Here is a 23,332-nt window from a genome sequence, read left to right as displayed (position 1 = left end):
GTGGCAGGCGGGAAAGAGACAGCGCTTCAGCCAGCAGCGCCCGCGTTCTGGATCTGCTCCTTGAGCTTGCTGCTGGCATGGAAAGTCACGACACGGCGGGCCTGAATCGGAATCGCCTCGCCCGTGCGGGGATTTCGCCCCGGCCTCGGGGCTTTGGTACGGATCTGAAAGTTACCGAAGCCCGACAGCTTCACGTCTTGACCGTCCACCAGGCGCTGCGCAATCAGATCGAAAAAAGCATCGATCATGTCTTTCGATTCGCGTTTATTCAGACCAATGTGGTCGAACAGAAGGTCCGCCAGCTGCGCCTTCGTCAACGCAGGGGTTTCCAGGCTTTCTACCGCAAATTCCATCACGTCAGCGCTCCCGTTCAGCATCGTCATCACCGCAACCTCGCACCGGTACGGCTCGACAGTTGTTCGACCACCGACTGAATCGTCGCTTCGATTTCAGCATCCGTCAGCGTGGCGCCATCAGCCCCCAGCGTCAGGCGCACGGCCAAGCTCTTTTCACCGCTGGCGAGACCACCAACAGAGGCTTCGCCATCACGCAAAGGCTTGGGCCGGAACACATCAAACAGCACCGCCGCGCGAAGCCGTGTGGGAGGCACGGCAGCCTGAATGGCTGCCATCACATCGGCGTGCGTGATCCGCTCGGCAACCACTACGGCCAGATCCCGCTCAACCGCTTGATGCTTGGCCACTGCATGAAAATGAGGGACCTGCCGCTGCATGACCGCATCGAGTTCCAGCTCAAACATGACTGGGGCCTGGGGAAGCTCCCAGGACTGGCGCCACCGAGGATGCAGCTCTCCAATGAACCCAATGGCTTGGCCATTCAGCAGCACGCGGGCACAACGGCCAGGGTGCATGGCAGGGTGCGTTGCAGGCTCAAAAACGGGCTTCAGGGGAGCAAGCAGCGCCTCGACATCGCCTTTGGCATCGAAGAAATCCACCCCTTGCTCTTTGCGTCCCCATTGGAGGACGTCGGATGCGCCGTATGCAAGACCAGCCACGCGCATGGGCTGATGAAAACCTTCTACCGTGGTATCAGACTCCGCAACGGACGCATCGCGCAGAAAGACCCGGCCCAACTCGAAAACCCGCACGCGCGACGCCTTGCGATCCAGGTTGAACTTCAAGACCTGCAGCAAGGAGCCCAACAGCGAAGAGCGCATCACGCTCATCTGGCTGGCAATGGGATTCAACAACCGGATGGGCTGTGGATTGCCCGCCAGTTCGTGCTCCCAATGCTCTTCCACAAAGCTGAAATTGATGGTTTCCTGGTATCCAAGTCCCGCCAATGCACGACGCACGGCAAAAGGCCCCCGACGTTCTTCGGCACGCAGCTTGGGCGTGATGGGCGCCAGCGGCGGCGTGGTAGGCAATTGCTGGTAGCCCACCATGCGAGCCACTTCCTCGATGAGATCTTCCTCGATCGCGAGATCGAATCGATAGGGCGGCGGCAGCACCGTCAATGTGCCCTCGCCGGAAGTCACCGGCAGGCCCAGGCGCTTCAGCGCATCGGCACACTGCTCTTGCGTCAATGGCATGCCGATCACCTTGACGGCTCTGGCAACGCGGAGCGTGACGGGTTTGGCTTCAGGCACGTTCGGACACTGGTCGTCCATCGGCCCGCAAACGGTCTCAGGCGTGCCGCAGATGTCAATCACCAACTGGGTGATGCGCTCAATGTGTTCCACGGTCTGGCTCGGATCCACGCCACGTTCGAAACGATGTCCGGCATCGGTCGAGAAGTTATAGCGGCGCGAGCGGCCAGCCACGGCCTTGGGCCACCAGAAAGCCGCTTCGATGTAGATATGGCGGGTGTCGTTCGACACGGCCGTGGCATCGCCCCCCATGATGCCCGCCAACGATTCGACCTGGCTTGCATCCGCAATGACGCCCACCTTTTCATCGAGGGCGACGGTGTTGCCATTCAGCAATTTGAGTTCTTCGCCCGCACGCGCCCAACGCACATCCAGGGGGCCGTGAATTTTGTCCAGATCGAAAATGTGAGAGGGGCGGCCCAGCTCGAACATCACATAGTTGGAAATATCGACCAACGGGGAGACGCTTCGCTGCCCGCAACGTGCGAGCCGGTCCAGCATCCACTGCGGAGTCGCAGCCTGCGTGTTGATGTTGCGAACGATACGTCCCGAGAATCGCCCACACAGATCCGAGGCGCTGATCTTGACTGGCAAAACGTCGCCATGACCCACCGGTACCGCCGGAAACTGCAGCGGCTTCAGCGGCGCTCCAGTCAGGGCAGAGACTTCACGCGCGATGCCGTAAACGCTCAAGGCATGTGCCAGATTGGGCGTGAGCTTGAGGGTGAACAGGGTGTCATCCAGGTTCAAATGAGTCCGAATGTCTTGCCCGAGCGGAGCATCGGCCGCCAATTCCAAAAGGCCTCCATGGTCTTCCGAGAGCTTCAACTCCCTGGCGGAGCACAGCATGCCCTGGCTTTCCACACCGCGAAGCTTGCCCACCTTGATCAAGAACGGTTTGCCATCCTCCCCGGGAGGCAACTCCGCACCGACAAGCGCGCAAGGCACTTTGATACCGACGCGTGCATTGGGCGCACCACACACGATGTTGAGCAAAGCACCCTGCCCCGTATCGACCTGGCAAACGCGCAGGCGATCAGCATTTGGATGCTGCACCGCCTCCTTGATTTCTCCCACCACGATCTTCGTGAAAGGAGGCGCCACAGGCTGCAGCTCTTCCACTTCGAGCCCTGCCATGGTCAGTGTCTCGGCCAATTCTTTGGTCGAAAGTGGAGGATTGCAGAACTCGCGCAGCCAGGATTCTGGAAATTGCATATTCAGTCTTCGGTGATTCTTGAGCGCAGCAGCCCTCGTTAGGTGGGCCGCCTGTGTGGAACGCGGCGTGCGGTTTACTGGAACTGCGAAAGAAAACGAATGTCGCCATCAAAGAAGAGGCGCAAATCATTGACCCCATAGCGCAGCATCGTCAGCCGGTCAGGGCCCATGCCGAACGCAAAGCCGATGTATTTTTCTGGATCGAGGCCCATGTTCCGGACCACGTTCGGATGCACCTGTCCGGAGCCCGCCACTTCAAGCCAACGCCCGGCCAAAGGGCCCGTCTGGAACTGGATGTCTATTTCGGCACTGGGCTCGGTGAAAGGGAAAAAGCTGGGCCGAAAGCGCAAGACCAAATCATCGCTTTCAAAGAAAGTACGGCAGAAGTCGGTGAAGACGACCTTCAGATCCTTGAAGCTCACGTTCTCGCCGATCCACAGGCCTTCGCATTGGTGGAACATGGGTGAGTGCGTGGCATCGCTGTCCACCCGGTATGTACGGCCCGGGGCAATGACGCGGATCTCCGGCATGGCCTGGCCCGAGTCGATCAAGGCGCGGTGTTTTTTTGACATGCTGAACGGCATGGCGGATCTGCATGGGGCTGGTATGGGTGCGCAACAAGTTCGGAGCGGTGGCTGTGCCGCCCTCGACATAGAACGTGTCGTGCATGGAGCGCGCCGGATGGTCTTCAGGCGTATTCAACGCCGTGAAATTGAACCAGTCGGACTCAATCTCGGGCCCCTCGGCCACGTCAAAACCCATCGAGCCGAAAATGCCCTCGATGCGCTCCAAGGTCAAGGACACGGGATGCAACCCACCTTGCCCCCGTTGACGACCGGGCAAGGTGACATCCAACGATTCCGCCTGCAATTGTGCTTCCAGCTCGGCATCTGCCAACGCTTTTCGGCTTGCGTTCAGGGACGCTTCAATGGCCTGCTTGGCAACATTGATGGCGGCACCGCGAGATTTCTTTTCCTCAACAGACAGCTGGGCCATGCCTTTCATGAGCTCGGTCACTCGCCCCGACTTGCCCAGAAACTGCGCCTTGGCATTTTCCAGATCGGCAGGGGTGACGGCTTGCGCGAACAGGTTCCGCGCGCTTTCGACCAGGGAGTCCAACTCGTTCATACCAGCTCTCATCGTCTCTTGGAAATGAACAAGGGCTAGTGCCTTTTCAAGCCCTAGCCCTTGCGTTTATTGCGCAAGCAGCTATCAATAAGATAGCTACCAGTCGTGAACTCAAGCAGCAGCCAGCTTGGCCTTGACTTGCTCCACGATGCTGCCGAAGGCAGCCTTGTCGTGCACCGCGAGGTCGGCCAGCATCTTGCGGTCGATCTCAATGGCAGCCTTCTTCAGGCCGTTCGTGAATTGGCTGTAGGTCAGACCCAATTCGCGCGAAGCGGCGTTGATACGGGCGATCCACAGTTGGCGGAACACGCGCTTCTTGGTGCGGCGGTCACGGTAGGCATACTGCCCAGCCTTCATTACCGCCTGTTTGGCGATACGGAAAACATTACCGCGGCGACCACGGAAACCCTTTGCAAGGGCCAGAACTTTCTTGTGACGGGCACGGGCCGTTACACCACGTTTGACGCGAGGCATGTGAGTACTCCTTGTTCGTCGTTGTTAAAGGCCAGCACCAGGCAGCATTTGTGCAATGGAGCCCATATTGGTCTCATGCACAGAAACTGCACCACGCAGATGGCGCTTATTCTTGGTGGTCTTCTTCGTCAAGATGTGACGCTTGAAGGCTTGACCGCGCTTGACGGTGCCACCGGGACGAACGCGGAAACGCTTTTTCGCGCTGCTCTTGGTCTTCATTTTGGGCATGTGAATGCTCCTTTTGTTTGTGCTCGCGAGGCGTTTGCGAACCGATCCGCAACCTTGTTGGCCCCGAGTCACTTTTTTGACGACAAGCCTTGGCCTGCCGTTCGGTGCCGCTTGCGCGGCCCCTATGCCCGAGCCAGCCTTGAGGCTGGCCCGGTCAATTCACTTAACCACTTGGCCCACCAGCCACCTCAAGCAGTGGTGGTAGCGCCTTCCGCTGCAGGTTTGCCAGCGGGCTTTTTCTTGCCCGGCGCGATCATCATGATCATTTGCCGGCCTTCGAGCTTGGGAAACTGCTCGATCAGGATGGTGTCACCCAAATCATCGCGAATGCGATTGAGCAAGGCCAAGCCCAATTCCTGATGGGTGATCTCCCGGCCGCGAAAGCGCAAGGTGATCTTGCATTTGTCACCCTCCGCCAGGAAGCGGCGAATGTTGCGCATTTTGATGTTGTAGTCACCATCATCCGTACCGGGACGGAATTTGATTTCCTTGATCTCGATGACCGTCTGCTTGGCCTTGGCCTCTGCCGCGCGTTTTTTGCTCCTGATACTTGAACTTGCCATAGTCCATCAGGCGACACACGGGAGGGTTGGCCGTGGCGGCAATCTCCACCAAGTCCACATCCAGCTCGCCCGCCATGCGGAGGGCTTCCATGAGGCTCACGACCCCGAGCGGCTCGTTCTCAGGGCCAGAGAGGCGAACCTCAGGGGCCATGATTTCACGGTTCAGGCGGTGCTTGCGCTCTTCGCGCTGGCGACGATCACGAAATTCAGTAGCGATGGCTATTTTCCTTCAATCAAAATGCTACGGATAACGTAGCGAGTACCGCACAGCTCACGCGGGCTAAAGCCAAGTTTGACACCAAATCAAGCTTTAGAAGCGATGTCCTGGGCGATGAGCGCTACGAACGCTTCGAGGGACATCACACCGAGGTCTCGATTGCCCCGGGCGCGCACTGCGACAGCTCCTGCTGCCTTTTCTTTCTCACCGGCGACGATGATGTAAGGCAGCTTTTGCAACGAATGCTCTCGTATTTTATACGTAATCTTTTCGTTACGCAGGTCAAGCGCCACCCTAAGGTCTTGATTCGGCAGTGCTTTTTGAAGCTTTGCGGCGATTTCACGACAGTAATCGTCCTGTGCACCCGTGATGTTCAGCACGGCCACCTGCACTGGAGCCAACCAGACTGGCAATGCGCCTGCGTGCTGTTCGATCAGAATTCCGATGAAGCGTTCCAGGCTGCCAACGATGGCACGGTGCAAAACGATGGGGCGATGCCGGGCACCATCTTCTCCCACGTATTCGGCACCCAGCCGCTCAGGCATGGAAGGATCGACCTGAATGGTGCCGCATTGCCAGTGACGGCCAATGGCATCGCGCAAGGTGTACTCCAGCTTGGGGCCGTAGAAAGCGCCGTCACCAACGGCGATTTGATAGTCGCAACCAGAGGCTTTCAGGCTTTCAATCAGTGCACTCTCTGCCTTGTCCCAGCTTTCTTCGGAGCCGATGCGCTTTTCGGGACGCGTGGCGACTTTGTAGATGATGTCGGTGAAGCCGAAGTCTTTATAGACCTTTTGCAGCAGCGTCGTGAAGTTGATGCACTCCTGCTGGATCTGTTCTTCGGTGCAGAAGATGTGTCCATCATCCTGGGTGAACGCACGCACCCGCATGATTCCATGCAAGCCGCCCGTCGGCTCATTGCGATGGCACTGACCGAACTCGCCGAAGCGCAAAGGCAGATCGCGATAGCTCTTCACGCCTTGGTTGAAGATCAGGATGTGCCCGGGGCAGTTCATCGGCTTGAGCGCGTAGTCGTGCTTTTCGCTCTCCGTGGTGAACATGTTCTCGCGGTACTTGTCCCAGTGCCCCGTTTTTTCCCACAGGTGCTTGTCCAGGATTTGCGGGCCTTTCACCTCCTGATAGCCGTTGTCGCGATACACCTGACGCATGTACTGTTCGACGCCCTGCCAGATCGTCCAACCTTTGGGGTGCCAGAAAACGGTACCGGGCGAGTGCTCGTCAATGTGGAACAGGTCCAGCTCTCTGCCGAGGCGACGGTGATCGCGCTTTTCGGCCTCTTCGATGCGCTTGACGTACGCGTCCAAGTCTTTCTTGTCGGCCCACGCGGTACCGTAGACGCGTTGCAATTGCTCGTTCTTGGCATCGCCACGCCAGTACGCACCGGACACCCGGGTCAGCTTGAAGACTTTCAGGAATCGCGTGTTGGGCACGTGGGGGCCACGGCACATGTCCACGTACTCCTGGTGGTAGTACAGACCCATGGCCTTCTCTTCGGGCATGTCCTCCACAAGGCGCAGCTTGTAGTCTTCCCCACGCGCCTTGAACACCTCGATCACCTCGTCCCGCGGGGTCATCTTCTTGATCACGTCGTAGTCCTGCGCAATCAGCTCCTTCATGCGCTGCTCGATGGCAGCGATGTCGTCGGGCGTGAAGGGGCGCTCATAGGCGATGTCGTAGTAAAAGCCTTCGTCGATGACGGGGCCAATGACCATCCGGGCCGTCGGATAGAGTTGCTTCACGGCGTGGCCGACCAAGTGAGCGCAGGAGTGGCGGATGATCTCCACGCCTTCCTCATCGCGCGGCGTGATGATTTGCAGGCGGGCATCGTGGTCGATCACATCGCTGGCATCCACCAGGCGCCCATCCACTTTGCCTGCCACCGTCATCTTGGCCAGTCCTGGACCGATGGACTGGGCCACCTCTGCCACCGTCACCGGGCCAGGATATTCGCGTTGGGAATTGTCGGGAAGCGTGATCTGAATCATTGAAGAATCCTTGTCGAGGGGGTGGCGCGCGGTGCCACAAAGCAAAAAGCGCGGAACGAAGTCCGCGCTTTTGGAAGAAGAGTGCAAATCTGTGCAGGCGCGAACAGGCAGCCTTAAAGGCCGGTCAACATCTCCGTTGTAGTTCGCGGTGTCATAACCAGATGTGCCTTTCTCGCTCTTGTGCTGATGGGTGGTCGCGGGATTCTAACCTGCCCCCAATGGAAAAAGCCTGGGGCCTTGACGCCCCAGACCCATCGACAGCGCTAGGTCAGTGGAACTGCTCTTCTTCGGTCGAACCCGTGAGTGCCGTCACGCTGGATTTGCCACCTTGGATCACCGTGGTCACGTCGTCGAAGTAACCGGTGCCCACTTCTTGCTGGTGCGACACGAAGGTGTAGCCACGCTCGCGTGCCGCGAATTCAGGCTCCTGCACCTTCTCGACATAGGCCGACATGCCGCGTTTCACATAATCCTGCGCCAGATCGAACATGTTGAACCACATGCTGTGGATGCCGGCCAGCGTGATGAACTGGTACTTGTAGCCCATGGCGCCCAATTCGCGCTGGAACTTGGCGATGGTGGCATCGTCGAGGTTCTTCTTCCAGTTGAATGATGGCGAACAGTTGTAAGCCAACAGTTTGCCGGGATGCTTGGCATGCACGGCATCCGCAAACTTCTTCGCGAACTCCAGGTCCGGAGTGCCCGTCTCGCACCACACCAGATCCGCGTAATCCGCATACGCAACCGCGCGACTGATGGCCTGATCCAAGCCCTTCTTGGTCTTGTAGAAACCTTCGGCCGTGCGCTCACCTGTCAGAAACGGCTTGTCATTGGCGTCGTAATCGCTGGTGATCAGATCGGCGGCCTCCGCATCGGTCCGCGCGATCACCAGGGTCGGCACGCCGTAGACATCTGCAGCCATGCGTGCAGCAATCAACTTCTGCACTGCCTCCTGGGTGGGAACCAGCACCTTGCCGCCCATGTGGCCACACTTCTTCACAGACGCCAACTGATCTTCGAAATGCACACCGCCGGCCCCCGCGCGGATCATGGCCTTCATCAACTCGTAAGCGTTCAACACGCCACCGAAGCCTGCCTCCGCGTCGGCCACGATGGGCGCGTAGTAGTCGACAAAGCCTGCGTCGCCAGGATTGGCCCCTTTGGACCACTGAATTTCATCGGCGCGGGTGAAAGCGTTGTTGATGCGCTCCACCACCTTCGGCACCGAATCGACGGGATACAGCGACTGGTCGGGGTACATCGCCGCGTATTCATTGTTGTCTGCCGCGACCTGCCAGCCCGACAGGTAGATCGCCTTGATGCCGGCCTTGACTTGCTGCATGGCCTGGCCTCCCGTGAGCGCGCCCAGGCAGTTCACATAAGGTTCGTTGTTGACCAAACCCCACAGTTTTTCAGCGCCACGCCGTGCCAGCGTGTATTCCACCTGGAAGGAGCCCCGAAGACGAACAACATCCGCAGCGCTGTAGCCGCGCTTGATGCCCTTCCAACGCGGGTTCTGTGCCCAGTCTTTTTTCGAGGGCGGCAATTTGCTGTTCGCGGCTGAGCTGTTCATTGAAGGATTGCGGCATAAGTCACTCCGTGGGTTGGTTGATGAGCCGGGCTGCAAGAGGCCGCCCTTGGAGATCACTTTAAGTCTTGTACAAGACTTAATCAAGCTCTTATGTCTTATATAAGAGATAAAATTTATTGTTTTAAATCAACAACTTATTCACACCATCTTTTATTGCGAAATTTAATTTCTCATATCAAGAAATTTTTCCGCAGCGCAGCATCATGTATTTTTGCAATGTGAAAATCAAATTTTGCGATACAAAAAATCAGGTTCGGCGATCGGTCATCCAGTCGCCATGCACGATCCGGGTGGCGTTCTGCAAGTATTCGGAATTGATTTCATACACCAGGCATTCCAGCTCCTGCCCTCCGACGGAGACCGAGATCTCCCGTTTTTCGTACTCGCCATTGGGTTCGGGCAGCAGCCCCTCGATTTCGTCCAACTGGATCTCCAGTTCGGGCGAAATCGCATAGACCTCCCCGTGCACCGAAAAATCGCCCGGCTCCCGCACGTCCGCCAAATGCAGCGCAATGCCGGGATAGGCACCGAGGTCGTACAGCGTTCCGCAGACGGTGGCCTCCCCCAGGAAGGTCGCGCGGGGCGTCAAACGGGTGATGTCATTGCTGCCGCCACGGCGCAAGGTGCCATAGACAAAAACGTAGCGTGAAAAAGGATGAAGGGTTTCGTCGGGCATGATGGCGCGCTCCAGGGTACTACCCGCAAAGTCTAGCCAACACGCGAACATGCCAAGCCGCCCCATCGCCTATCTCTGCCTTGCATTGAGCATGTCGCTCGTGGGCAGCTATGTCGCCTTGTCCAAGCCACTGGCGGCCGCGCTGCCGGTCTTCCTACTGGCCTGGATGCGGTTCGGCATTGGGGGATTGGGAATGCTCCACTGGCTCAAGAAACCGGCGGATGAGGGCCCGATGACACCGCAGGTGCGGCGCCTGCTGTTTCTCGAGTCTTTTCTGGGCAACTTCCTCTTCACCCTTTGCATGATCTCGGGTGTGAGTCTCACCAGCGCCGTATCGGCAGGGGTGACGATGGCCGGAATACCTGCCGCAGTGGCAGTCATGAGCTGGTTCTTCCTGAAGGAAAAGGTCTCTATGAGGACCTGGATCGCGGTCGGGTGCGCCGTCGTCGGCATCGCGCTCTTTTCGCTATCAAATTCAGAGCATCACACCCAATCAAATTCCCGGCATGAGGGCGAAAACGCTCCCAATCTGGTTTGGCTTGGGCAATTGCTCTTGCTGGGCGCCGTTCTGTGCGAGGCGGCCTATTCGGTCATCGGCAAGAAACTGACGGGCACGCTGGGGCCGCGCCGAATCACTTCGTTGATCAACCTTTGGGGATTCGCGCTGGCAACCCCCATGGGACTGTACGCAGCATGGCATTTTGACTTTGCTAGCCTCACACCCGGTCTTTGGACGTTGCTCGTCTTCTACGCACTGGCCGCGAGCATGTGGACCGTGTGGCTTTGGATGACGGGGCTCAAGGCGGTGCCTGCCGCACAAGGCGGCGTCTTTACGGTGATGCTTCCCATCAGCGCGGCGTTGGTGGGGGTGCTGGTGCTCGGAGAGCGTCTTGCACCGGTTCAACTGATCGCTTTCGGTATTGCGATCGCCAGCGTCGTCCTGGCCACGCTTCCTGAAAAATCTTCAGTGCGCCAGCGTTCATCCGAAGCCAATGCCAAAGCGATGGACTCGCAATCACCTCGGCATTGATTCCGCCTTCTGCTCCAGGGGTTAACGTCCCGTCACTTTGCGGATGGGGGGCTTGATGCTATCGCGCCGCGCCGGCAACACCTGCGCATGCTCGCGAGGGGCGTTGAGCACGATGCACGTGGAGGTTTCCGCCAGCAGGCAGAACCCCGTGACCACGGCATCCAGGTGGCTGACATCGATCACTGCGATTTCCAGGACCCAGCTGTCTTCCCCCGTGACGTTGTAGGCATTCAAGACCTCGGGCGTCTCTTCGATCAGTCGAACCACCCGGGCATATTCCGCCCGGCCTACGCGGATGATGGCGCGAATGCCATAGCCCAAGCGGGCGTAATCCAGACGAACGCCGTAGCCCCGGATCACCCCCGAGGCTTCCAGTTTGCGAACCCGCTCGGTCACTGCAGGCTGGCTGAGGTGCACCCGGCGGCCCAGTTCGGCCATCGAAATGCGGGCATCCTGCTGCAATTCAGCGAGGATTCTGCCGTCGTGAGCATCCAATTGAAAAACTTCGGTCATGGCGTTATTTAACCATTGAAACAAAGGCAATCTATATTTCCAGCCTTTCAAATGCCATGGAAAAGCACGCTCAGCCTGCATAGCATTTGCGGCATGACTTCACTTTCCACCTCCCCCGCCAGCCCTGCTGCACACAGCCTCCCCACGGTGCTGCTCCTGGCCCTTTTGGCCTGCTACCTCATCTGGGGCTCGACCTATCTGGCCATCCAGGTGGCCCTCCAAAGCTTTCCACCGTTTTTCCAGATGGGAACCCGCTTTCTCGCTGCAGGCACACTGCTGATGGCATGGGTGGCGTGGCGCAAGCCCCAAAGCGGCAGCGCACCGAAGCTGCCGACGAAGCGGCAATGGATGCATGCCCTCATCGTCGGCGCTCTGATGCTGGGCGGCGGGATGGGGCTAACGGCCACCGCCAGCGTGCACGTCGGCTCCGGCCTCATCGCGGCCTGCGTGGCCGTGGTGCCGATGATGATCGCCGCATGGGGACTATTGTGGGGAAGGCGTCCGACCCGTGGCGAGACGGTGGGCATGCTGCTGGGGGCCCTGGGTGTGTTGGTACTGGTGCAAGGTGCCAGCTTTTCCGCATCCCCTCTCAGCATGGTCTGCATCCTCGCGGCGACCTTGTGCTGGTCTTTGGGGTCTGTGCTGTCCACCACGCGCTTTCCGCTGGCCGACGGAGCCAGTGGTTTCGCCAGCGAAATGCTGTGCGGAGGCGCTGTGCTGATGGCCGTCTCCCTGGCGCTGGGCGAGAAGCCCGCGTGGCCGCCGCGACCCGAAGCCTTGCTGGCATGGCTCTACCTGGTGACGCTGGGCTCGCTGGTGGGATTCAGCGCCTACCTTTATCTGCTGCGCCATGCGACGCCGGCACTGGCATCGAGTTATGCCTTCGTCAACCCGCTCATCGCCTTGCTGCTCGGCAGCGCCATCGCTGGCGAGCATCTGACCGCCGGCGAATGGGGCGCCTGCGCGTTGATCCTGTCCGCGGTCGCAGCCATTTTTTGTCTCGCGGCGATCGCGCTGAGATCGCAGCCGATGCGCCACCGAAGATCGTGCGCATCCCATTGCAATGGCGGTGACGGGCGCCAGCACCGTGGCGCTTGCGCGGTACCCAAGCAACAAATGGAGGCAAAAAAAAGCCCTGCCTCGCTTGGAAACGCGTTTTTTTCCCAGTAGCATCTGCGGGCCAGTGGAGAAGCAGGTTTTCGCTGGTGACGATATTTCACTTCCAACAAGGAAAACCCAACATGGCAACTGCAAAGAAAGCGCCGGCCTCCGAAGCCAAGGCCGCAGCTCCCGCGAAGAAGCGCACCCCGAACGCCGCTTTCATGAAAGCCCTTACGCCCAGCCCTGCCCTGGCTGCCGTCGTGGGCTCCACGCCCTTGCCCCGTACCGAGATCATCAGCAAGCTGTGGGTCTACATCAAGGCCAACGACCTGCAAGACGCCAGCAACAAGCGCATGATCAATGCCGACGCCAAGCTCAAGGAAGTGTTCGGCAAGCCCCAGGTTTCCATGTTCGAAATGGCTGGCCTGATCGGCAAACACGTGAAGTAAGCATTCCATCGTCTGCACGTTCAGCAGGCGGCGAATGAAAAACGAAGCCGGCACCACTGCCGGCTTTTTTTCGCCTGGGCCACCGGGAACCCATGTGCTGCCGGTGTGTCAATCCACTGCTTTTCAACAAGCAAGAAACCAAAGGATTGCAAATGCGATGAATTCGCATTTATAATACCCCATTGTCAACAGCCAGCCAACACTGCCTGCACCATGATCGTTTGTGTCTGCCACCGGGTTTCTGACCGCGAAATTGCACGCCATGCACATGCTGGCATGAGTTTCGACGAGATCCAGTTCGAGCTGGGCGTGGCCACCCAATGCGGCCGTTGCGAAAGCTGCGCACGGGATGTCGTGGCCCAATGCAGCGTTTCGCATCCGGTCGCCGCGCTGCACAAAGAGATCGCCTCGCAGACGATCCAGCTTGCCAACTCCATCCTGGAAAGCAAAGCATGGAACTGCTCTCAACCCTCGCAGGCAGCCTGATTCTCGTCATCGGCTCCGTGTGGTGGATCTTCCGTAAGTAACTTGGCCTTCTAGGCCTCTGGCGCTTGTCCTGTGGGCGTTGGCAGCTATCATTTTTATGTCCCAATTTGATCGATATGGCTCCTCACGGGGTGTGAGCCGCAACGCCGTGATCGCAGGCTCCGTCGTGCTGCTGCATGTGGCCGGATTGTGGGCACTGCAGTCGGGCCTGCTGCGCAAGGCCGCAGAGGTCATCGTGCCTGCCGAGGTACTGAGCGAATTCATCACGCCGCCAACGCCCCCTGCTCCACCGGTTCCACCGCCACCCAAGCCGGCGCCGCCGCCTCCGCCAAAACCAGCCCCCAAAGCGCCTGCCCCGCGTCCGGCGCCTATGCCGGTGGCCATTCCCGACCCCACGCCTGCGCCCAATGCGCCCACCGGGATTACCGAACCCCAGCCGCCTGCGCCCCCCATCGCGGCACCCATGGCGCCCCCTGCACCGCCGCCCGCTCCTCCCGCGCCGCCAGCCCCTCCCAAGATCGAGTTGCCTTCCAGCGATGCGGCCTACCTGAACAATCCCAGACCGACCTACCCCGCCATCAGCAAGCGGCTGGGTGAACAAGGCAAGGTCGTGTTGCGCGTGCTCATCGGCACGGACGGGCTTCCGCAGAAGGTGGAAATCAACAAGTCCAGCGGCTTCGACCGGCTGGACCGCCAGGCACAGGAAGCCGTGATGCGCTGGCGCTTCGTGCCGGGCAAACGCAACGGCGAGCCCGAGACCATGTGGAACCTGGTCCCCGTCAATTTTGTTCTCGAATAATTTTCAGGAGTTTTCATGGAATCGCATTTCGGCATTGCCAACGTTTGGATCCAGGGTGACTTTGTCACCCGCGCTGTTGCCGTGCTGTTGCTCGGCATGTCTCTGGCCTCCTGGATCGTCATCCTGATCAAGGCGATGGACATCTTCCGCTTCAAGAAACATGCGCGTGGTGCACGCGATTTCTGGCATAGCGAAGACTTCGCCGCCGGCCTGAGCAAGCTCGGCGACGACCCTGCCAACCCCTTCCGCCATCTGGCCCTGGAAGGGCGCGAAGCCACGGCGCACCACCGCAATACCAAGGCGCATCTGCATGACAGCCTGGATGTAAGCGACTGGGTCACGCGCAGCCTGCGCAACTGCATCGACGAGTTCACGGCCCGCGTGCAATCGGGCCTGGCGGTGCTGGCCTCGGTCGGCTCGACCGCTCCGTTCATCGGCCTGTTCGGCACCGTCTGGGGCATCTACCACGCGCTGGTGGCGATCGGCACTTCGGGCCAATCGACCATCGACAAGGTGGCCGGCCCGATCGGCGAGGCACTGATCATGACGGCCCTCGGCTTGGCCGTGGCGATTCCTGCCGTGCTGGGCTACAACGCGCTGGTGCGGGGAAACAAGTCCATCCTGAACAACCTGAACAGCTTCGCGCATGACCTGCACGCCTACTTCGTGACAGGCGCACGCGTCAGCGCCCCTGGCGAACAAGCCAAGGTGCTGCCGATCAAGAAGGGCTGAAACATGTCTTTCGGAACCCAGGACGACTCCGACGAGGTGATGAACGAAATCAACATGACGCCGCTGGTGGACGTCATGCTGGTGCTGCTCATCATCTTCATCATCACGGTGCCAGTGATGAAGCACGCCGTGCCGGTGGACTTGCCACGTGCCTCCAATCAGCGCGAAGACGTCAAGCCCGAGACCATCCGCCTGAGTGTCACCGCCGATGGCAAATACCACTGGAACGAACTGACGATCAGCGACGACGAGCTCGAACCCCGCCTCAAGGCCGAAGCGGTCAAGGATCCGCAACCCGATCTGCACATCCGTGGCGACAAGGAGGTGCGCTATGAGCGCGTGGCACAGGCCATGTCTGCCGCCCAGCGGGCGGGCGTGCGCAAGATCGGGTTCGTGACCGAGCCCCAGTGATAAATATTTACAAGATAGGCGAGCGCGTCACTTGACTAACAATTGAGAATGGTTATCATTAACTCAATCGCACAGCACAGAGGATTTCTCATGCACGCCAGTCTCAACGCCCTGCCTTCTTCGTCTTTTTTTTGGCTCCGCCGTCTTTCAGGAGCGCGAGCCGTCCGGCGCCGCGCATCTGGCAAGCTCCGCACCGGCCGTCGATAGCCGGGAGTTGCTCAAAGGCCAGAAGACCGTGGCCATCTGCCACAACGGTTCGGTCTACCGCCTGCAGGCCACCAAACTGGGCAAACTGATTCTGACCAAATAGGTTTCATCGTGGGGCGACTCCAGGGCACCTCAGTGCCTGAAGGGTCGTATTTGCCAGCCAACGGGTTGCCCGCGTAGCCAGGCTTTTTTTCTCACCACCCCAAAAACAAAACCGGCCCTACAGGCCGGTTTTTTTATATGCCATGCGGATCCGGTGTCTGCCGCGCGTCATGTCCACTACGGCATTGGCTGGGCATCCCGACCACCGCCGATTCAAAGGCCCAATGCGGCGATGCCTGCCTTGGCGATTTGCGCGTCTTCCGTAGATTTCACGCCACTCACCCCCACTGCACCCAGGCACTGGCCGTCCTTCATGATGGGCACGCCGCCTTCCAGCAGGCCGTCGATGAATGGAGCGCTCAGGAACGCGGTACGGCCACCGTTGACGATGTCTTCGTAGACCTTGCTTTCACGGCGCCCCAGCGCGGCCGTGCGGGCCTTCCCGGGAGCGATGTGGGATGACACCGGAGCGGCCCCATCCAGGCGCTGAAGGGACAGCAGATGCCCACCATCGTCCACGATGGCAATCGTGACCGCCCATTGGTTCCTGAGGGCTTCGGCCTCGGCCGCCGCAGCGATCTTCTTGACATCGGCGGCTTCGAGTTCGGGTTTGTTTTTCATGGCGGTAGCAGTCCAGTCCAGTTCAAATCAGGGAAGGCAGGGCCGATGGCCCAACGAAGTCCACGAGCATACCGGCTCCCCATGGCGGCGCTCTGCGGGCCCAAGGCAAAAGACTGCATCCTTAAAGTACGGGATCGAGAGAGGGTATTTGAAAGCGCCGAGATCGGCACCACCTAGAATTTGTACGTCTGCGCTGTGCAGGCCTCAAAGGAGAGATAGAAGATGAACGACCAAGTCACCACCCTGGGCTCAGCGGGATATGGGGTCTCGCAGGAGCAGCGGCAGAAAGTGCTGCGCAATACCTATTGGCTGCTTGCGCTGAGCATGCTGCCGACGGTGCTGGGCGCGTGGGTCGGCGTCGCAACCGGCATCACCCAGTCGCTGCGTGGCGGTGTCGGGCTGATCGTGTTCCTGGGTGGCGCTTTCGCCTTCATGTATGCGATCGAGAAGACCAAGCACTCTGCTGCGGGCGTTCCCGTGCTGCTGGCCTTCACGTTCTTCATGGGGCTGATGCTGTCTCGCCTGATCGGCATGGTGCTGGGCTTCAAGAACGGTACCGATCTGATCATGACCGCCTTTGCCGGCACGGCAGGCGTGTTCTTCGTGATGGCCACCCTGGCCAGCGTGATCAAGCGCGATCTGTCAGGCATGGGCAAATGGCTGTTCGTGGGTGCGATGGTGCTCATGGTCGGCGCCGTCATCAACGTGTTCGTCGGCTCTTCGGCCGGCATGATGGCAATCTCGGTCGCCGCCATCGGCATCTTCAGCGCCTACATGCTGTATGACCTCAAGCAGATCCTGGACGGTGGCGAGACCAACTACATCAGTGCCACGCTGGCCCTGTACCTGGACATCTTCAACGTGTTCCAAAGCCTGCTGGCGCTCCTGGGCATCGCGGGTGGCGAGCGTGATTGATGCGCTGCTCTGATTGAACGTTGACGTAAAAAAGGCCTCGCAAGAGGCCTTTTTTCATGGTGCGGGGGGTGTTGCATCAATGCGTTCGGGAATATTCCACGGAAAAGCAGGGCCTCGCCCTCAATCCTCCAGGCGCCGTGCCGATAATCAAACCACATGGCTCATTTTCCAGCCCCCCTCCTCCGTCCGCGCTACGCCGCTGCATCCCTGGCATTGGTGCTTTTGTCCGGCTGCGAGATTCCGGGCCTGGGACCCGATCCCCGAGTGGTTCAGAAGGAGGCCGAAGCCAAGGCGATCGGCGGCGCCTGCCGGCATGCGCTGCGCGGCCTGGAGGATTGCTTCACGCTGAACCCCAAGGCCGCCAAGGCCTCGGTCTTTGCCGGCTGGAAAGACATGGATCAATACATGCGTGACAACAAGCTCGAGGGCTCGCCCTCGGTGCTGGGCAAGCTGGAGGCCAAGCCCGATCGCGCCAGCCGCGGCGGTGAAGCCGGCGAGTCCGGCGAGTCCGGCGCCGCCTCCCGCAACCGCAGCTGACCGCCACACTGGTCAGCCCACATCGACGGCACCGTCAGGCGCGCTCGAACACCGCCATGCTCTCCACGTGTGCCGTGTGGGGAAACATGTTGACCACGCCCGCGGCCACGCACCGATAGCCCGCCTGGTGCACCAGCAACCCCGCATCGCGTGCCAGCGTGGCCGGATTGCAGCTCACGTACACGATGCGCTGGGGTGGAACCCACCCTTCTGCCCCTGCCGGCAGCGCAGGCGCCTCTTCGGCACCCAGGCGTGCCTGGTGGATGTCCGCCAGGGCTTTGGCAAGGGCGAAGGCCCCTTCGCGGGGTGGGTCGACCAGCCACTTGTCCGCCACGCCATCGGCCACCAACATCTCCGGGGTCATTTCGAACAGGTTCCTCGCGACGAAGTCCGTCGGGGCCAGGGGCTGTCCTTCGGCGGCCTGGGCCTGGTTGTAACGGTAGTTCTCGCCCGAACGGGCCACGAGGGCCTCGCTGCCTTCGATGCCCAGCACTTCGCGCGCCTGCGTGGCGATGGGCAGCGTGAAGTTGCCCAGGCCGCAGAACCAGTCGATCACCCGCTCCTCCTTGCGCGCGTCCAGCAGGCGCAAGGCACGCGACACCAGGACGCGGTTGATGTGCGGATTCACCTGGGTGAAATCCGTGGGCTTGAACGGCATGGTGATGCCGAAGTCAGGCAGTGCATAGGACAGCTGCTCGCCCTCGGCATCCAGCAGCTTCACGGTATCGGGCCCCTTGGGCTGCAGCCACCACTGCACGCCCTGCTCGGCCGCAAAGGCACGCAGCTTGGCCAGGTCGTCCTCGCTCAGGGGTTCCAGGTGCCGCAGGACGAGGGCGGTGACGTGGTCGCCGCAGGCCAGCTCGATCTGGGGGCAGGTGTCGCGGGCCTCCATGGAGGCAATCAGGGCGCGCAATGGCACCAGCATGGCGCTCACATGGGGCGGCAGCACGGGGCAGACCTCCATGTCGGCGACGTAGCGGCTCTTGCGCTCGTGGAAGCCGACGAGCACCTGGCCTTTCTTGATCACGTAACGGACCGAGAGGCGCGCACGGTAGCGGTATCCCCAGGCCGGGCCTTCGATGGGCCGCATGATGGTCTCGGCCTTGACCTTGCCCAGGTGCCACAGGTTGTCCTCCAGCACCCGCTGCTTCACGGCCACCTGGGCGGCCACGTGCAGGTGCTGCATCTTGCAGCCGCCGCAGGCCCCGGCATGCAGGCCGAAATGCGGGCAGCCCGGGCGTACGCGTTGCGACGATTCGCGGTGGATTGCCGTGAGGCTGGCCTGCTCCCAGTTGTTCTTCTTGCGGTGGGTATTGGCCGTGACGAGTTCCAGGGGCAAGGCGCCGTCGATGAAGACGACCTTGCCGTCGGGCTTGCGGGCCACGCCCTGGGCGTCCATGTCCATGGACGTGACTTCCAGCCAGCCTTGCGGCCATTCGTTCGTGGGGATCGGTGTTTCTGTGGGATCGCTCATCCCCCGATTGTCTCAGGCCGGCCGCCCTTCCCGGCGCGAGGCGTCAGCTGCGGTCGGCGCGCGCGCGGCGCGGCGTGGCGGGCAGCGCTTGCACCGAAGCGCCGCCCATGGATGCAGACACGGGAAGCCGGTTGATCTCCAATTCGCAGCCGTAGTTGTCCAGCGTGAACACCAGCGTGCCGCCGGGAACCACGCGGGGAAGCGTTTCGTGCACCTGGCGGGCCAGGTCCACCGGAGGCCGTTGCGAGCGGTAAATCACCTGCTGGTCGGCGCCATAGACGAGGTAGCAGGCGGCAGACGCGCCCTGGGAGAAAAAGCCGGCCAGGAGCGCGGCGGCGGCATAGCGGATGGCTGGCATGGTGGGATCCCTTCCTCGGTGCGTTATCGCAGATGAATGCGCCGATTATTGCGGACTTCATGCCACGGCGGATCAGCGATGGGAGCCCTGGTGCGACAGACGGCGCCCCGTTCAGCCCAGATTCAGGTGGGTGGAGTGCTTGACCTCCTCCATGACGGCGTAGGTTCGCGTCTCGCGCACGCCGGGCAGTTGCCAGAGCACATGGCCGGCAAATTCGCGGTAGGCCGTCATGTCGGCCGAGCGGGTTTTGAGCAGGTAGTCGAACCCGCCCGCCACCATGTGGCACTCCAGGATCTCGGGGTGCACCTGCACCGCCGCCTTGAACTGGTCGAACACATTGGGGGTCGTGCGATCCAGCAACACCTCTACGAACACCAGCAGCCCGGCCCCGAGCTTGAGCGGATTGAGCCGCGCCTCGTAACCCAAGATGTATCCGTCGCGGGTGAGACGCTGCACGCGGGACAGCACGGCCGTGGGCGACAGGGCCACGCGCTCGGCCAGTTTGAGGTTCGCGATGCGTCCGTCTTCCTGCAGCGTTTTGAGGATGCGGCGATCGATGCGATCCAGGGAAGGTTCGGAGTCTTGCATCTTTGGATTTTTATTCTGTTCTATCGGGTTTTTTTGGAAAGTAATTCAAATTAATCGCTTGCATGATGCACAGACCTCCAGCTCACTGGTTCTCCTACGCCGCCATGTCCCTCTCCGCCGACTCTGCCGCACCCGAAACCAACGATTTCGCCTTTGCGCCCCGCCCACCGGACAGCCATCCGTTGCGCCACGCCATCACCGCCGCATACCGGCGGCCCGAGCCGCAGGCACTGGCTCCCTTGCTGGATCTGGCGCGCCTGCCGGGCAGCGTGTCCGGAGACATCCAGGCGCTGGCCCTGCGCCTGGCCGACACGTTGCGCCATCGCAAGAGCGCTGGCGGACGGGCGGGCATCGTGCAGGGCTTGCTGCAGGAGTTCGCCCTGTCTTCACAAGAAGGGGTTGCACTCATGTGCCTGGCCGAGGCCCTGCTGCGCATTCCCGACAGCGCAACGCGCGACGCGTTGATCCGCGACAAGATCCGCTCGGGCGACTGGGAGCCCCACCTGGGCAAAAGCCCCTCGCTGTTCGTGAATGCCGCCACCTGGGGGCTGCTGCTCACCGGTAAGCTCGTGGCCACGCACAGCGAGCGCGGCCTGACCTCCGCGCTGCGTCGCCTGACCGCCAAGGGCGGCGAGCCCCTCATCCGCAAGGGCGTGGATATGGCGATGCGCATGATGGGCGAGCAGTTCGTCACGGGCGAAACGATCGAACAGGCGCTGTCCAACGCCCGCGCGATGGAGGCACAGGGCTTTCGCTACTCCTACGACATGCTGGGCGAGGCCGCGCTGACCGCCGACGATGCGGCGCGCTACCTGCGTTCCTACGTGGAGGCGATCCATGCCATCGGCAAGGCATCCGCCGGCCGCGGGGTGTACGACGGGCCCGGCATCTCGATCAAGCTGTCGGCGCTGCATCCGCGATACAGCCGGGCGCAATATGCCCGCGTGATGGACGAGCTGTACCCCAAGGTACTGCAACTGGTCGAGCTGGCCCGCCAGTACGACATCGGACTGAACATCGACGCCGAAGAGGCCGACCGGCTGGAGCTGTCGCTCGACCTGCTGGAGCGGCTGTGCCGCGCCCCGTCGCTGGCGGGCTGGAACGGCATCGGCTTCGTCATCCAGGCCTACCAGAAGCGCTGTCCGCACGTGATCGACTGGGTGATCGACCTGGCCCGCAACACCGGGCACCGCCTGATGATCCGCCTGGTCAAGGGCGCCTACTGGGACAGCGAGATCAAGCGCGCTCAACTGGACGGCCTGTCCGACTACCCGGTGTACACCCGCAAGGCCCACACCGACGTCTCCTACATCGCCTGCGCACGCAAGCTGCTCGCCGCCACCGACATGGTGTACCCCCAGTTCGCCACGCACAACGCGCAGACGCTGGCCGCCATTTACCAGCTCGCGGGCCCCGGCTACCAGCCCGGACAGTACGAGTTCCAGTGCCTGCACGGCATGGGCGAGCCGCTGTACGAGCAGGTGGTGGGCGCACCATCGGACGGCAAGCTGGGCCGCCCCTGCCGCATCTACGCGCCGGTGGGCACGCACGAAACCTTGCTCGCCTACCTCGTGCGCCGATTGTTGGAAAACGGTGCCAACACCTCGTTCGTGAACCGCGTGGCCGACACCACGCTGGCGCTGGAATCGCTCGTGAGCGACCCTGTCGCCACGGTGGATGCCGCCGCGGCGGCGGAAGGCACCACCGCCCTGCCCCATCCCCGCATTCCGCTGCCCAAGGACCTGTACGGGGCCCGCCGCGCCAATTCGGCGGGGGTGGACCTGTCCAACGAATCCGTGCTGGCCCGGCTGTCGAATGCGCTGGCCGCTGAAAGGCAGCAGTTCTGGCAGGCCGAGCCCCTCATCGACGGGCCAGTGGCCGATGCAGGCACGACGCTGGCCGTGCGCAACCCTGCAGACCCCACCGATGTCGTGGGCCACGTGCAGGAGGCGACCGAGGCCGATGTGGACTGCGCGCTGCAGGCTGCCTGCGATGCCGGCCCCGCCTGGGCCGCCCTGGCGCCCGGCGCACGGGCCGCTGCGCTGCGGCGCACCGCCGGACTGCTGGAGGCGGGTCTGCCCCAGCTGATGAGCCTGCTGATGCGCGAGGCCGGCAAGACCTGCGCCAACGCGGTGGCCGAAGTGCGCGAGGCGGTGGACTTCCTGCGCTACTACGCCGTGCAGACCGAGGGCCATTTCGACAACGAAACCCACCGCCCGCTCGGCCCCGTGGTCTGCATCAGCCCATGGAATTTTCCGCTCGCCATCTTCATGGGACAGGTGGCCGCCGCCCTGGCCGCCGGCAACACCGTGCTGGCCAAACCGGCGGAGCAAACCCCGCTGATCGCAGCCGAAGCCGTGCGCCTGCTGCATGAAGCAGGTGTGCCGCACGGTGCGGTGCAACTGCTGCCAGGGCGTGGCGAGACGGTGGGCGCCCGGCTGGTGGGCGATGCCCGTGTGATGGGCGTGATGTTCACTGGTTCCACCGAAGTCGCGCGCATCCTGCAGCGCAGCGTGGCCGGACGGCTCGACGCGCAGGGCCGCCCGATTCCGCTGATTGCCGAAACCGGCGGGCAGAACGCGATGATCGTGGACTCCTCCGCGCTGGTGGAGCAGGTGGTGGGCGACGTGGTGGCCTCGGCCTTTGACAGCGCCGGCCAGCGCTGCTCCGCCCTGCGCGTGCTGTGCGTGCAGACCGATGCAGCCGACCGCGTGATCACCATGCTCAAGGGCGCCATGGCCGAACTGACCGTGGGCGATCCCGGCCTGCTGGCGGTGGACGTGGGCCCGGTGATCGACGAAGAGGCCCGCGCCGTCATCGAGCAGCATGTGGCCACGCTGCGCGCCCAGGGGCGCGCCGTATTCCGCCCAACGGTGGATGCCGAAGTGCTGGCGCGCGGCACCTTCGTCGTCCCGACGCTGATCGAGCTGTCCAGCATCGGCGAGCTCAAGCGCGAAGTGTTCGGCCCCGTGCTGCACGTGGTGCGCTACGCCAGCGATGGGCTGGACACCCTGCTCGACCAGATCAACGCGACGGGCTACGGCCTCACGCAGGGACTGCACACGCGCATCGACGAGACGGTGGAGCGCGTGGTGCGCCGCGCGCACGCGGGCAATGTCTATGTGAACCGCAACATGGTGGGCGCCGTCGTGGGCGTACAGCCTTTCGGTGGCGAGGGGCTGTCGGGCACGGGTCCCAAGGCCGGCGGGCCGCTGTACCTGCTGCGCCTGCTGTCCCAGCACCCGGCCGACGCCGCGCGTGCCGCGATCGGCAGCACGGCCGCCGCCCCACCGGACGCCGCT

At 61.7% G+C, this 23,332-nt stretch carries 22 protein-coding genes and 4 pseudogenes; 12 read left to right on the top strand and 14 right to left on the bottom strand.

What is annotated here, in order from left to right; all coding sequences use genetic code 11:
- Positions 1–26: 26 nt before the first annotated feature.
- From AC27IO_RS04525 to AC27IO_RS04485, 9 genes and pseudogenes are all read right to left on the bottom strand, one after another.
- Positions 27–383: an integration host factor subunit alpha gene (locus AC27IO_RS04525; protein ID WP_272563834.1), complete on the bottom strand. Its 357-nt coding sequence runs from the start codon at positions 381–383 to the stop codon at positions 27–29.
- Positions 383–2,824, bottom strand: a complete 2,442-nt coding sequence (gene pheT, locus AC27IO_RS04520) for a phenylalanine--tRNA ligase subunit beta (RefSeq protein WP_498737527.1) — start codon at positions 2,822–2,824, stop codon at positions 383–385. The genes AC27IO_RS04525 and pheT overlap by 1 nt, the downstream gene beginning before the upstream one ends.
- Before the next feature lie 74 nt (positions 2,825–2,898).
- Positions 2,899–3,952: pseudogene (gene pheS, locus AC27IO_RS04515) on the bottom strand (phenylalanine--tRNA ligase subunit alpha).
- Between the two features lie 111 nt (positions 3,953–4,063).
- The gene (gene rplT, locus AC27IO_RS04510) at positions 4,064–4,426 is read right to left on the bottom strand and encodes a 50S ribosomal protein L20 (RefSeq protein WP_092745027.1); all 363 of its coding nucleotides are present in this window, start codon (positions 4,424–4,426) and stop codon (positions 4,064–4,066) included.
- A gap of 24 nt (positions 4,427–4,450) precedes the next feature.
- Positions 4,451–4,654: a 50S ribosomal protein L35 gene (gene rpmI, locus AC27IO_RS04505; protein WP_092745026.1), complete on the bottom strand. Its 204-nt coding sequence runs from the start codon at positions 4,652–4,654 to the stop codon at positions 4,451–4,453.
- A gap of 188 nt (positions 4,655–4,842) precedes the next feature.
- Positions 4,843–5,383 (bottom strand): annotated as a pseudogene (gene infC / locus AC27IO_RS04500) (translation initiation factor IF-3).
- A 137-nt stretch (positions 5,384–5,520) separates the two neighbouring features.
- On the bottom strand, positions 5,521–7,440 hold the full coding sequence (gene thrS, locus AC27IO_RS04495; protein WP_317358736.1) for a threonine--tRNA ligase: 1,920 nt from the start codon (positions 7,438–7,440) through the stop codon (positions 5,521–5,523).
- A 268-nt stretch (positions 7,441–7,708) separates the two neighbouring features.
- Positions 7,709–9,029 (bottom strand): annotated as a pseudogene (gene aceA, locus AC27IO_RS04490) (isocitrate lyase).
- Between the two features lie 249 nt (positions 9,030–9,278).
- A complete protein-coding gene (locus tag AC27IO_RS04485; protein ID WP_284430812.1) occupies positions 9,279–9,707 on the bottom strand; it encodes a gamma-glutamylcyclotransferase family protein in 429 nt (142 codons plus the stop codon).
- A gap of 49 nt (positions 9,708–9,756) precedes the next feature.
- Here AC27IO_RS04485 and AC27IO_RS04480 point away from each other — a divergent pair, with 49 nt between their 5' ends.
- Positions 9,757–10,737, top strand: a complete 981-nt coding sequence (locus AC27IO_RS04480; RefSeq protein ID WP_498737524.1) for a DMT family transporter — start codon at positions 9,757–9,759, stop codon at positions 10,735–10,737.
- Positions 10,738–10,758: 21 nt separating this feature from the next.
- On the opposite strand, the gene AC27IO_RS04475 is transcribed toward AC27IO_RS04480, so the two are convergent.
- Positions 10,759–11,250 (bottom strand): Lrp/AsnC family transcriptional regulator, encoded by a 492-nt coding sequence (locus AC27IO_RS04475; protein WP_498737522.1) that lies wholly within the window; start codon positions 11,248–11,250, stop codon positions 10,759–10,761.
- Between the two features lie 15 nt (positions 11,251–11,265).
- Here AC27IO_RS04475 and AC27IO_RS04470 point away from each other — a divergent pair, with 15 nt between their 5' ends.
- The 8 genes and pseudogenes from AC27IO_RS04470 to hemP form a co-directional block, all read left to right on the top strand.
- Complete coding sequence (locus AC27IO_RS04470) at positions 11,266–12,420, top strand: EamA family transporter (RefSeq protein WP_498737520.1); 1,155 nt, start codon at positions 11,266–11,268, stop codon at positions 12,418–12,420.
- Between the two features lie 71 nt (positions 12,421–12,491).
- Entirely contained in the window at positions 12,492–12,800 is a 309-nt protein-coding gene (locus tag AC27IO_RS04465; protein ID WP_272552302.1) for an SWIB/MDM2 domain-containing protein, read from the top strand.
- 34 nt (positions 12,801–12,834) lie between these two features.
- Entirely contained in the window at positions 12,835–12,975 is a 141-nt protein-coding gene (locus AC27IO_RS04460) for a hypothetical protein (RefSeq protein ID WP_498737517.1), read from the top strand.
- Positions 12,976–13,013: 38 nt separating this feature from the next.
- On the top strand, positions 13,014–13,286 hold the full coding sequence (locus AC27IO_RS04455) for a (2Fe-2S)-binding protein (RefSeq protein WP_317358716.1): 273 nt from the start codon (positions 13,014–13,016) through the stop codon (positions 13,284–13,286).
- A gap of 97 nt (positions 13,287–13,383) precedes the next feature.
- Complete coding sequence (locus AC27IO_RS04450) at positions 13,384–14,085, top strand: energy transducer TonB (protein WP_498737515.1); 702 nt, start codon at positions 13,384–13,386, stop codon at positions 14,083–14,085.
- A 15-nt stretch (positions 14,086–14,100) separates the two neighbouring features.
- The gene (locus AC27IO_RS04445; RefSeq protein WP_092745016.1) at positions 14,101–14,817 is read left to right on the top strand and encodes a MotA/TolQ/ExbB proton channel family protein; all 717 of its coding nucleotides are present in this window, start codon (positions 14,101–14,103) and stop codon (positions 14,815–14,817) included.
- A gap of 3 nt (positions 14,818–14,820) precedes the next feature.
- Positions 14,821–15,228 (top strand): ExbD/TolR family protein, encoded by a 408-nt coding sequence (locus tag AC27IO_RS04440; RefSeq protein WP_284430805.1) that lies wholly within the window; start codon positions 14,821–14,823, stop codon positions 15,226–15,228.
- A gap of 184 nt (positions 15,229–15,412) precedes the next feature.
- Positions 15,413–15,538, top strand: a pseudogene (gene hemP, locus AC27IO_RS04435) (hemin uptake protein HemP); the annotation flags it as partial.
- A 212-nt stretch (positions 15,539–15,750) separates the two neighbouring features.
- On the opposite strand, the gene AC27IO_RS04430 reads toward hemP, so the two are convergent.
- Positions 15,751–16,158: a GlcG/HbpS family heme-binding protein gene (locus AC27IO_RS04430; protein ID WP_498737512.1), complete on the bottom strand. Its 408-nt coding sequence runs from the start codon at positions 16,156–16,158 to the stop codon at positions 15,751–15,753.
- Positions 16,159–16,380: 222 nt separating this feature from the next.
- On the opposite strand from AC27IO_RS04430, the gene AC27IO_RS04425 reads away from it, so the two are divergent.
- Positions 16,381–17,073, top strand: coding sequence for a Bax inhibitor-1/YccA family protein (locus tag AC27IO_RS04425; protein WP_498737510.1), 693 nt, complete (start codon positions 16,381–16,383; stop codon positions 17,071–17,073).
- Between the two features lie 156 nt (positions 17,074–17,229).
- On the top strand, positions 17,230–17,610 hold the full coding sequence (locus AC27IO_RS04420; protein WP_487087859.1) for a hypothetical protein: 381 nt from the start codon (positions 17,230–17,232) through the stop codon (positions 17,608–17,610).
- A gap of 34 nt (positions 17,611–17,644) precedes the next feature.
- Here AC27IO_RS04420 and rlmD read toward each other — a convergent pair whose 3' ends face one another.
- The 3 genes from rlmD to AC27IO_RS04405 all read right to left on the bottom strand — a co-directional run bounded on the left by rlmD (position 17,645) and on the right by AC27IO_RS04405 (position 20,030).
- Positions 17,645–19,084, bottom strand: a complete 1,440-nt coding sequence (gene rlmD, locus AC27IO_RS04415; RefSeq protein ID WP_498737508.1) for a 23S rRNA (uracil(1939)-C(5))-methyltransferase RlmD — start codon at positions 19,082–19,084, stop codon at positions 17,645–17,647.
- Between the two features lie 43 nt (positions 19,085–19,127).
- Positions 19,128–19,442 (bottom strand): hypothetical protein, encoded by a 315-nt coding sequence (locus tag AC27IO_RS04410; protein ID WP_498737506.1) that lies wholly within the window; start codon positions 19,440–19,442, stop codon positions 19,128–19,130.
- A gap of 111 nt (positions 19,443–19,553) precedes the next feature.
- On the bottom strand, positions 19,554–20,030 hold the full coding sequence (locus AC27IO_RS04405; RefSeq protein ID WP_284430801.1) for an Lrp/AsnC ligand binding domain-containing protein: 477 nt from the start codon (positions 20,028–20,030) through the stop codon (positions 19,554–19,556).
- A gap of 104 nt (positions 20,031–20,134) precedes the next feature.
- On the opposite strand from AC27IO_RS04405, the gene putA reads away from it, so the two are divergent.
- Positions 20,135–23,332: trifunctional transcriptional regulator/proline dehydrogenase/L-glutamate gamma-semialdehyde dehydrogenase (putA, locus tag AC27IO_RS04400; protein ID WP_498737504.1), on the top strand; the 3,198-nt coding region annotated here is incomplete at its 3' end.

Source organism: Acidovorax sp. KNOB132 (assembly GCF_057541515.1).
Note: the sequence above shows the minus strand (reverse complement) of the source record. Positions and strands in the feature narration are given on the sequence as shown.

Excerpts from the sequence above, each read along its gene's own strand:
- AC27IO_RS04525 (WP_272563834.1), bottom strand. The coding sequence starts at position 383 with ATGACGATGCTGAACGGGAGCGCTGACGTGATGGAATTTGCGGTAGAA.
- pheT (WP_498737527.1), bottom strand. The coding sequence starts at position 2,824 with ATGCAATTTCCAGAATCCTGGCTGCGCGAGTTCTGCAATCCTCCACTT.
- rplT (WP_092745027.1), bottom strand. The coding sequence starts at position 4,426 with ATGCCTCGCGTCAAACGTGGTGTAACGGCCCGTGCCCGTCACAAGAAA.
- rpmI (WP_092745026.1), bottom strand. The coding sequence starts at position 4,654 with ATGCCCAAAATGAAGACCAAGAGCAGCGCGAAAAAGCGTTTCCGCGTT.
- thrS (WP_317358736.1), bottom strand. The coding sequence starts at position 7,440 with ATGATTCAGATCACGCTTCCCGACAATTCCCAACGCGAATATCCTGGC.
- AC27IO_RS04485 (WP_284430812.1), bottom strand. The coding sequence starts at position 9,707 with ATGCCCGACGAAACCCTTCATCCTTTTTCACGCTACGTTTTTGTCTAT.
- AC27IO_RS04480 (WP_498737524.1), top strand. The coding sequence starts at position 9,757 with ATGCCAAGCCGCCCCATCGCCTATCTCTGCCTTGCATTGAGCATGTCG.
- AC27IO_RS04475 (WP_498737522.1), bottom strand. The coding sequence starts at position 11,250 with ATGACCGAAGTTTTTCAATTGGATGCTCACGACGGCAGAATCCTCGCT.
- AC27IO_RS04465 (WP_272552302.1), top strand. The coding sequence starts at position 12,492 with ATGGCAACTGCAAAGAAAGCGCCGGCCTCCGAAGCCAAGGCCGCAGCT.
- AC27IO_RS04460 (WP_498737517.1), top strand. The coding sequence starts at position 12,835 with ATGAAAAACGAAGCCGGCACCACTGCCGGCTTTTTTTCGCCTGGGCCA.
- AC27IO_RS04455 (WP_317358716.1), top strand. The coding sequence starts at position 13,014 with ATGATCGTTTGTGTCTGCCACCGGGTTTCTGACCGCGAAATTGCACGC.
- AC27IO_RS04450 (WP_498737515.1), top strand. The coding sequence starts at position 13,384 with ATGTCCCAATTTGATCGATATGGCTCCTCACGGGGTGTGAGCCGCAAC.
- AC27IO_RS04445 (WP_092745016.1), top strand. The coding sequence starts at position 14,101 with ATGGAATCGCATTTCGGCATTGCCAACGTTTGGATCCAGGGTGACTTT.
- AC27IO_RS04440 (WP_284430805.1), top strand. The coding sequence starts at position 14,821 with ATGTCTTTCGGAACCCAGGACGACTCCGACGAGGTGATGAACGAAATC.
- AC27IO_RS04430 (WP_498737512.1), bottom strand. The coding sequence starts at position 16,158 with ATGAAAAACAAACCCGAACTCGAAGCCGCCGATGTCAAGAAGATCGCT.
- AC27IO_RS04425 (WP_498737510.1), top strand. The coding sequence starts at position 16,381 with ATGAACGACCAAGTCACCACCCTGGGCTCAGCGGGATATGGGGTCTCG.
- AC27IO_RS04420 (WP_487087859.1), top strand. The coding sequence starts at position 17,230 with ATGGCTCATTTTCCAGCCCCCCTCCTCCGTCCGCGCTACGCCGCTGCA.
- rlmD (WP_498737508.1), bottom strand. The coding sequence starts at position 19,084 with ATGAGCGATCCCACAGAAACACCGATCCCCACGAACGAATGGCCGCAA.
- AC27IO_RS04410 (WP_498737506.1), bottom strand. The coding sequence starts at position 19,442 with ATGCCAGCCATCCGCTATGCCGCCGCCGCGCTCCTGGCCGGCTTTTTC.
- AC27IO_RS04405 (WP_284430801.1), bottom strand. The coding sequence starts at position 20,030 with ATGCAAGACTCCGAACCTTCCCTGGATCGCATCGATCGCCGCATCCTC.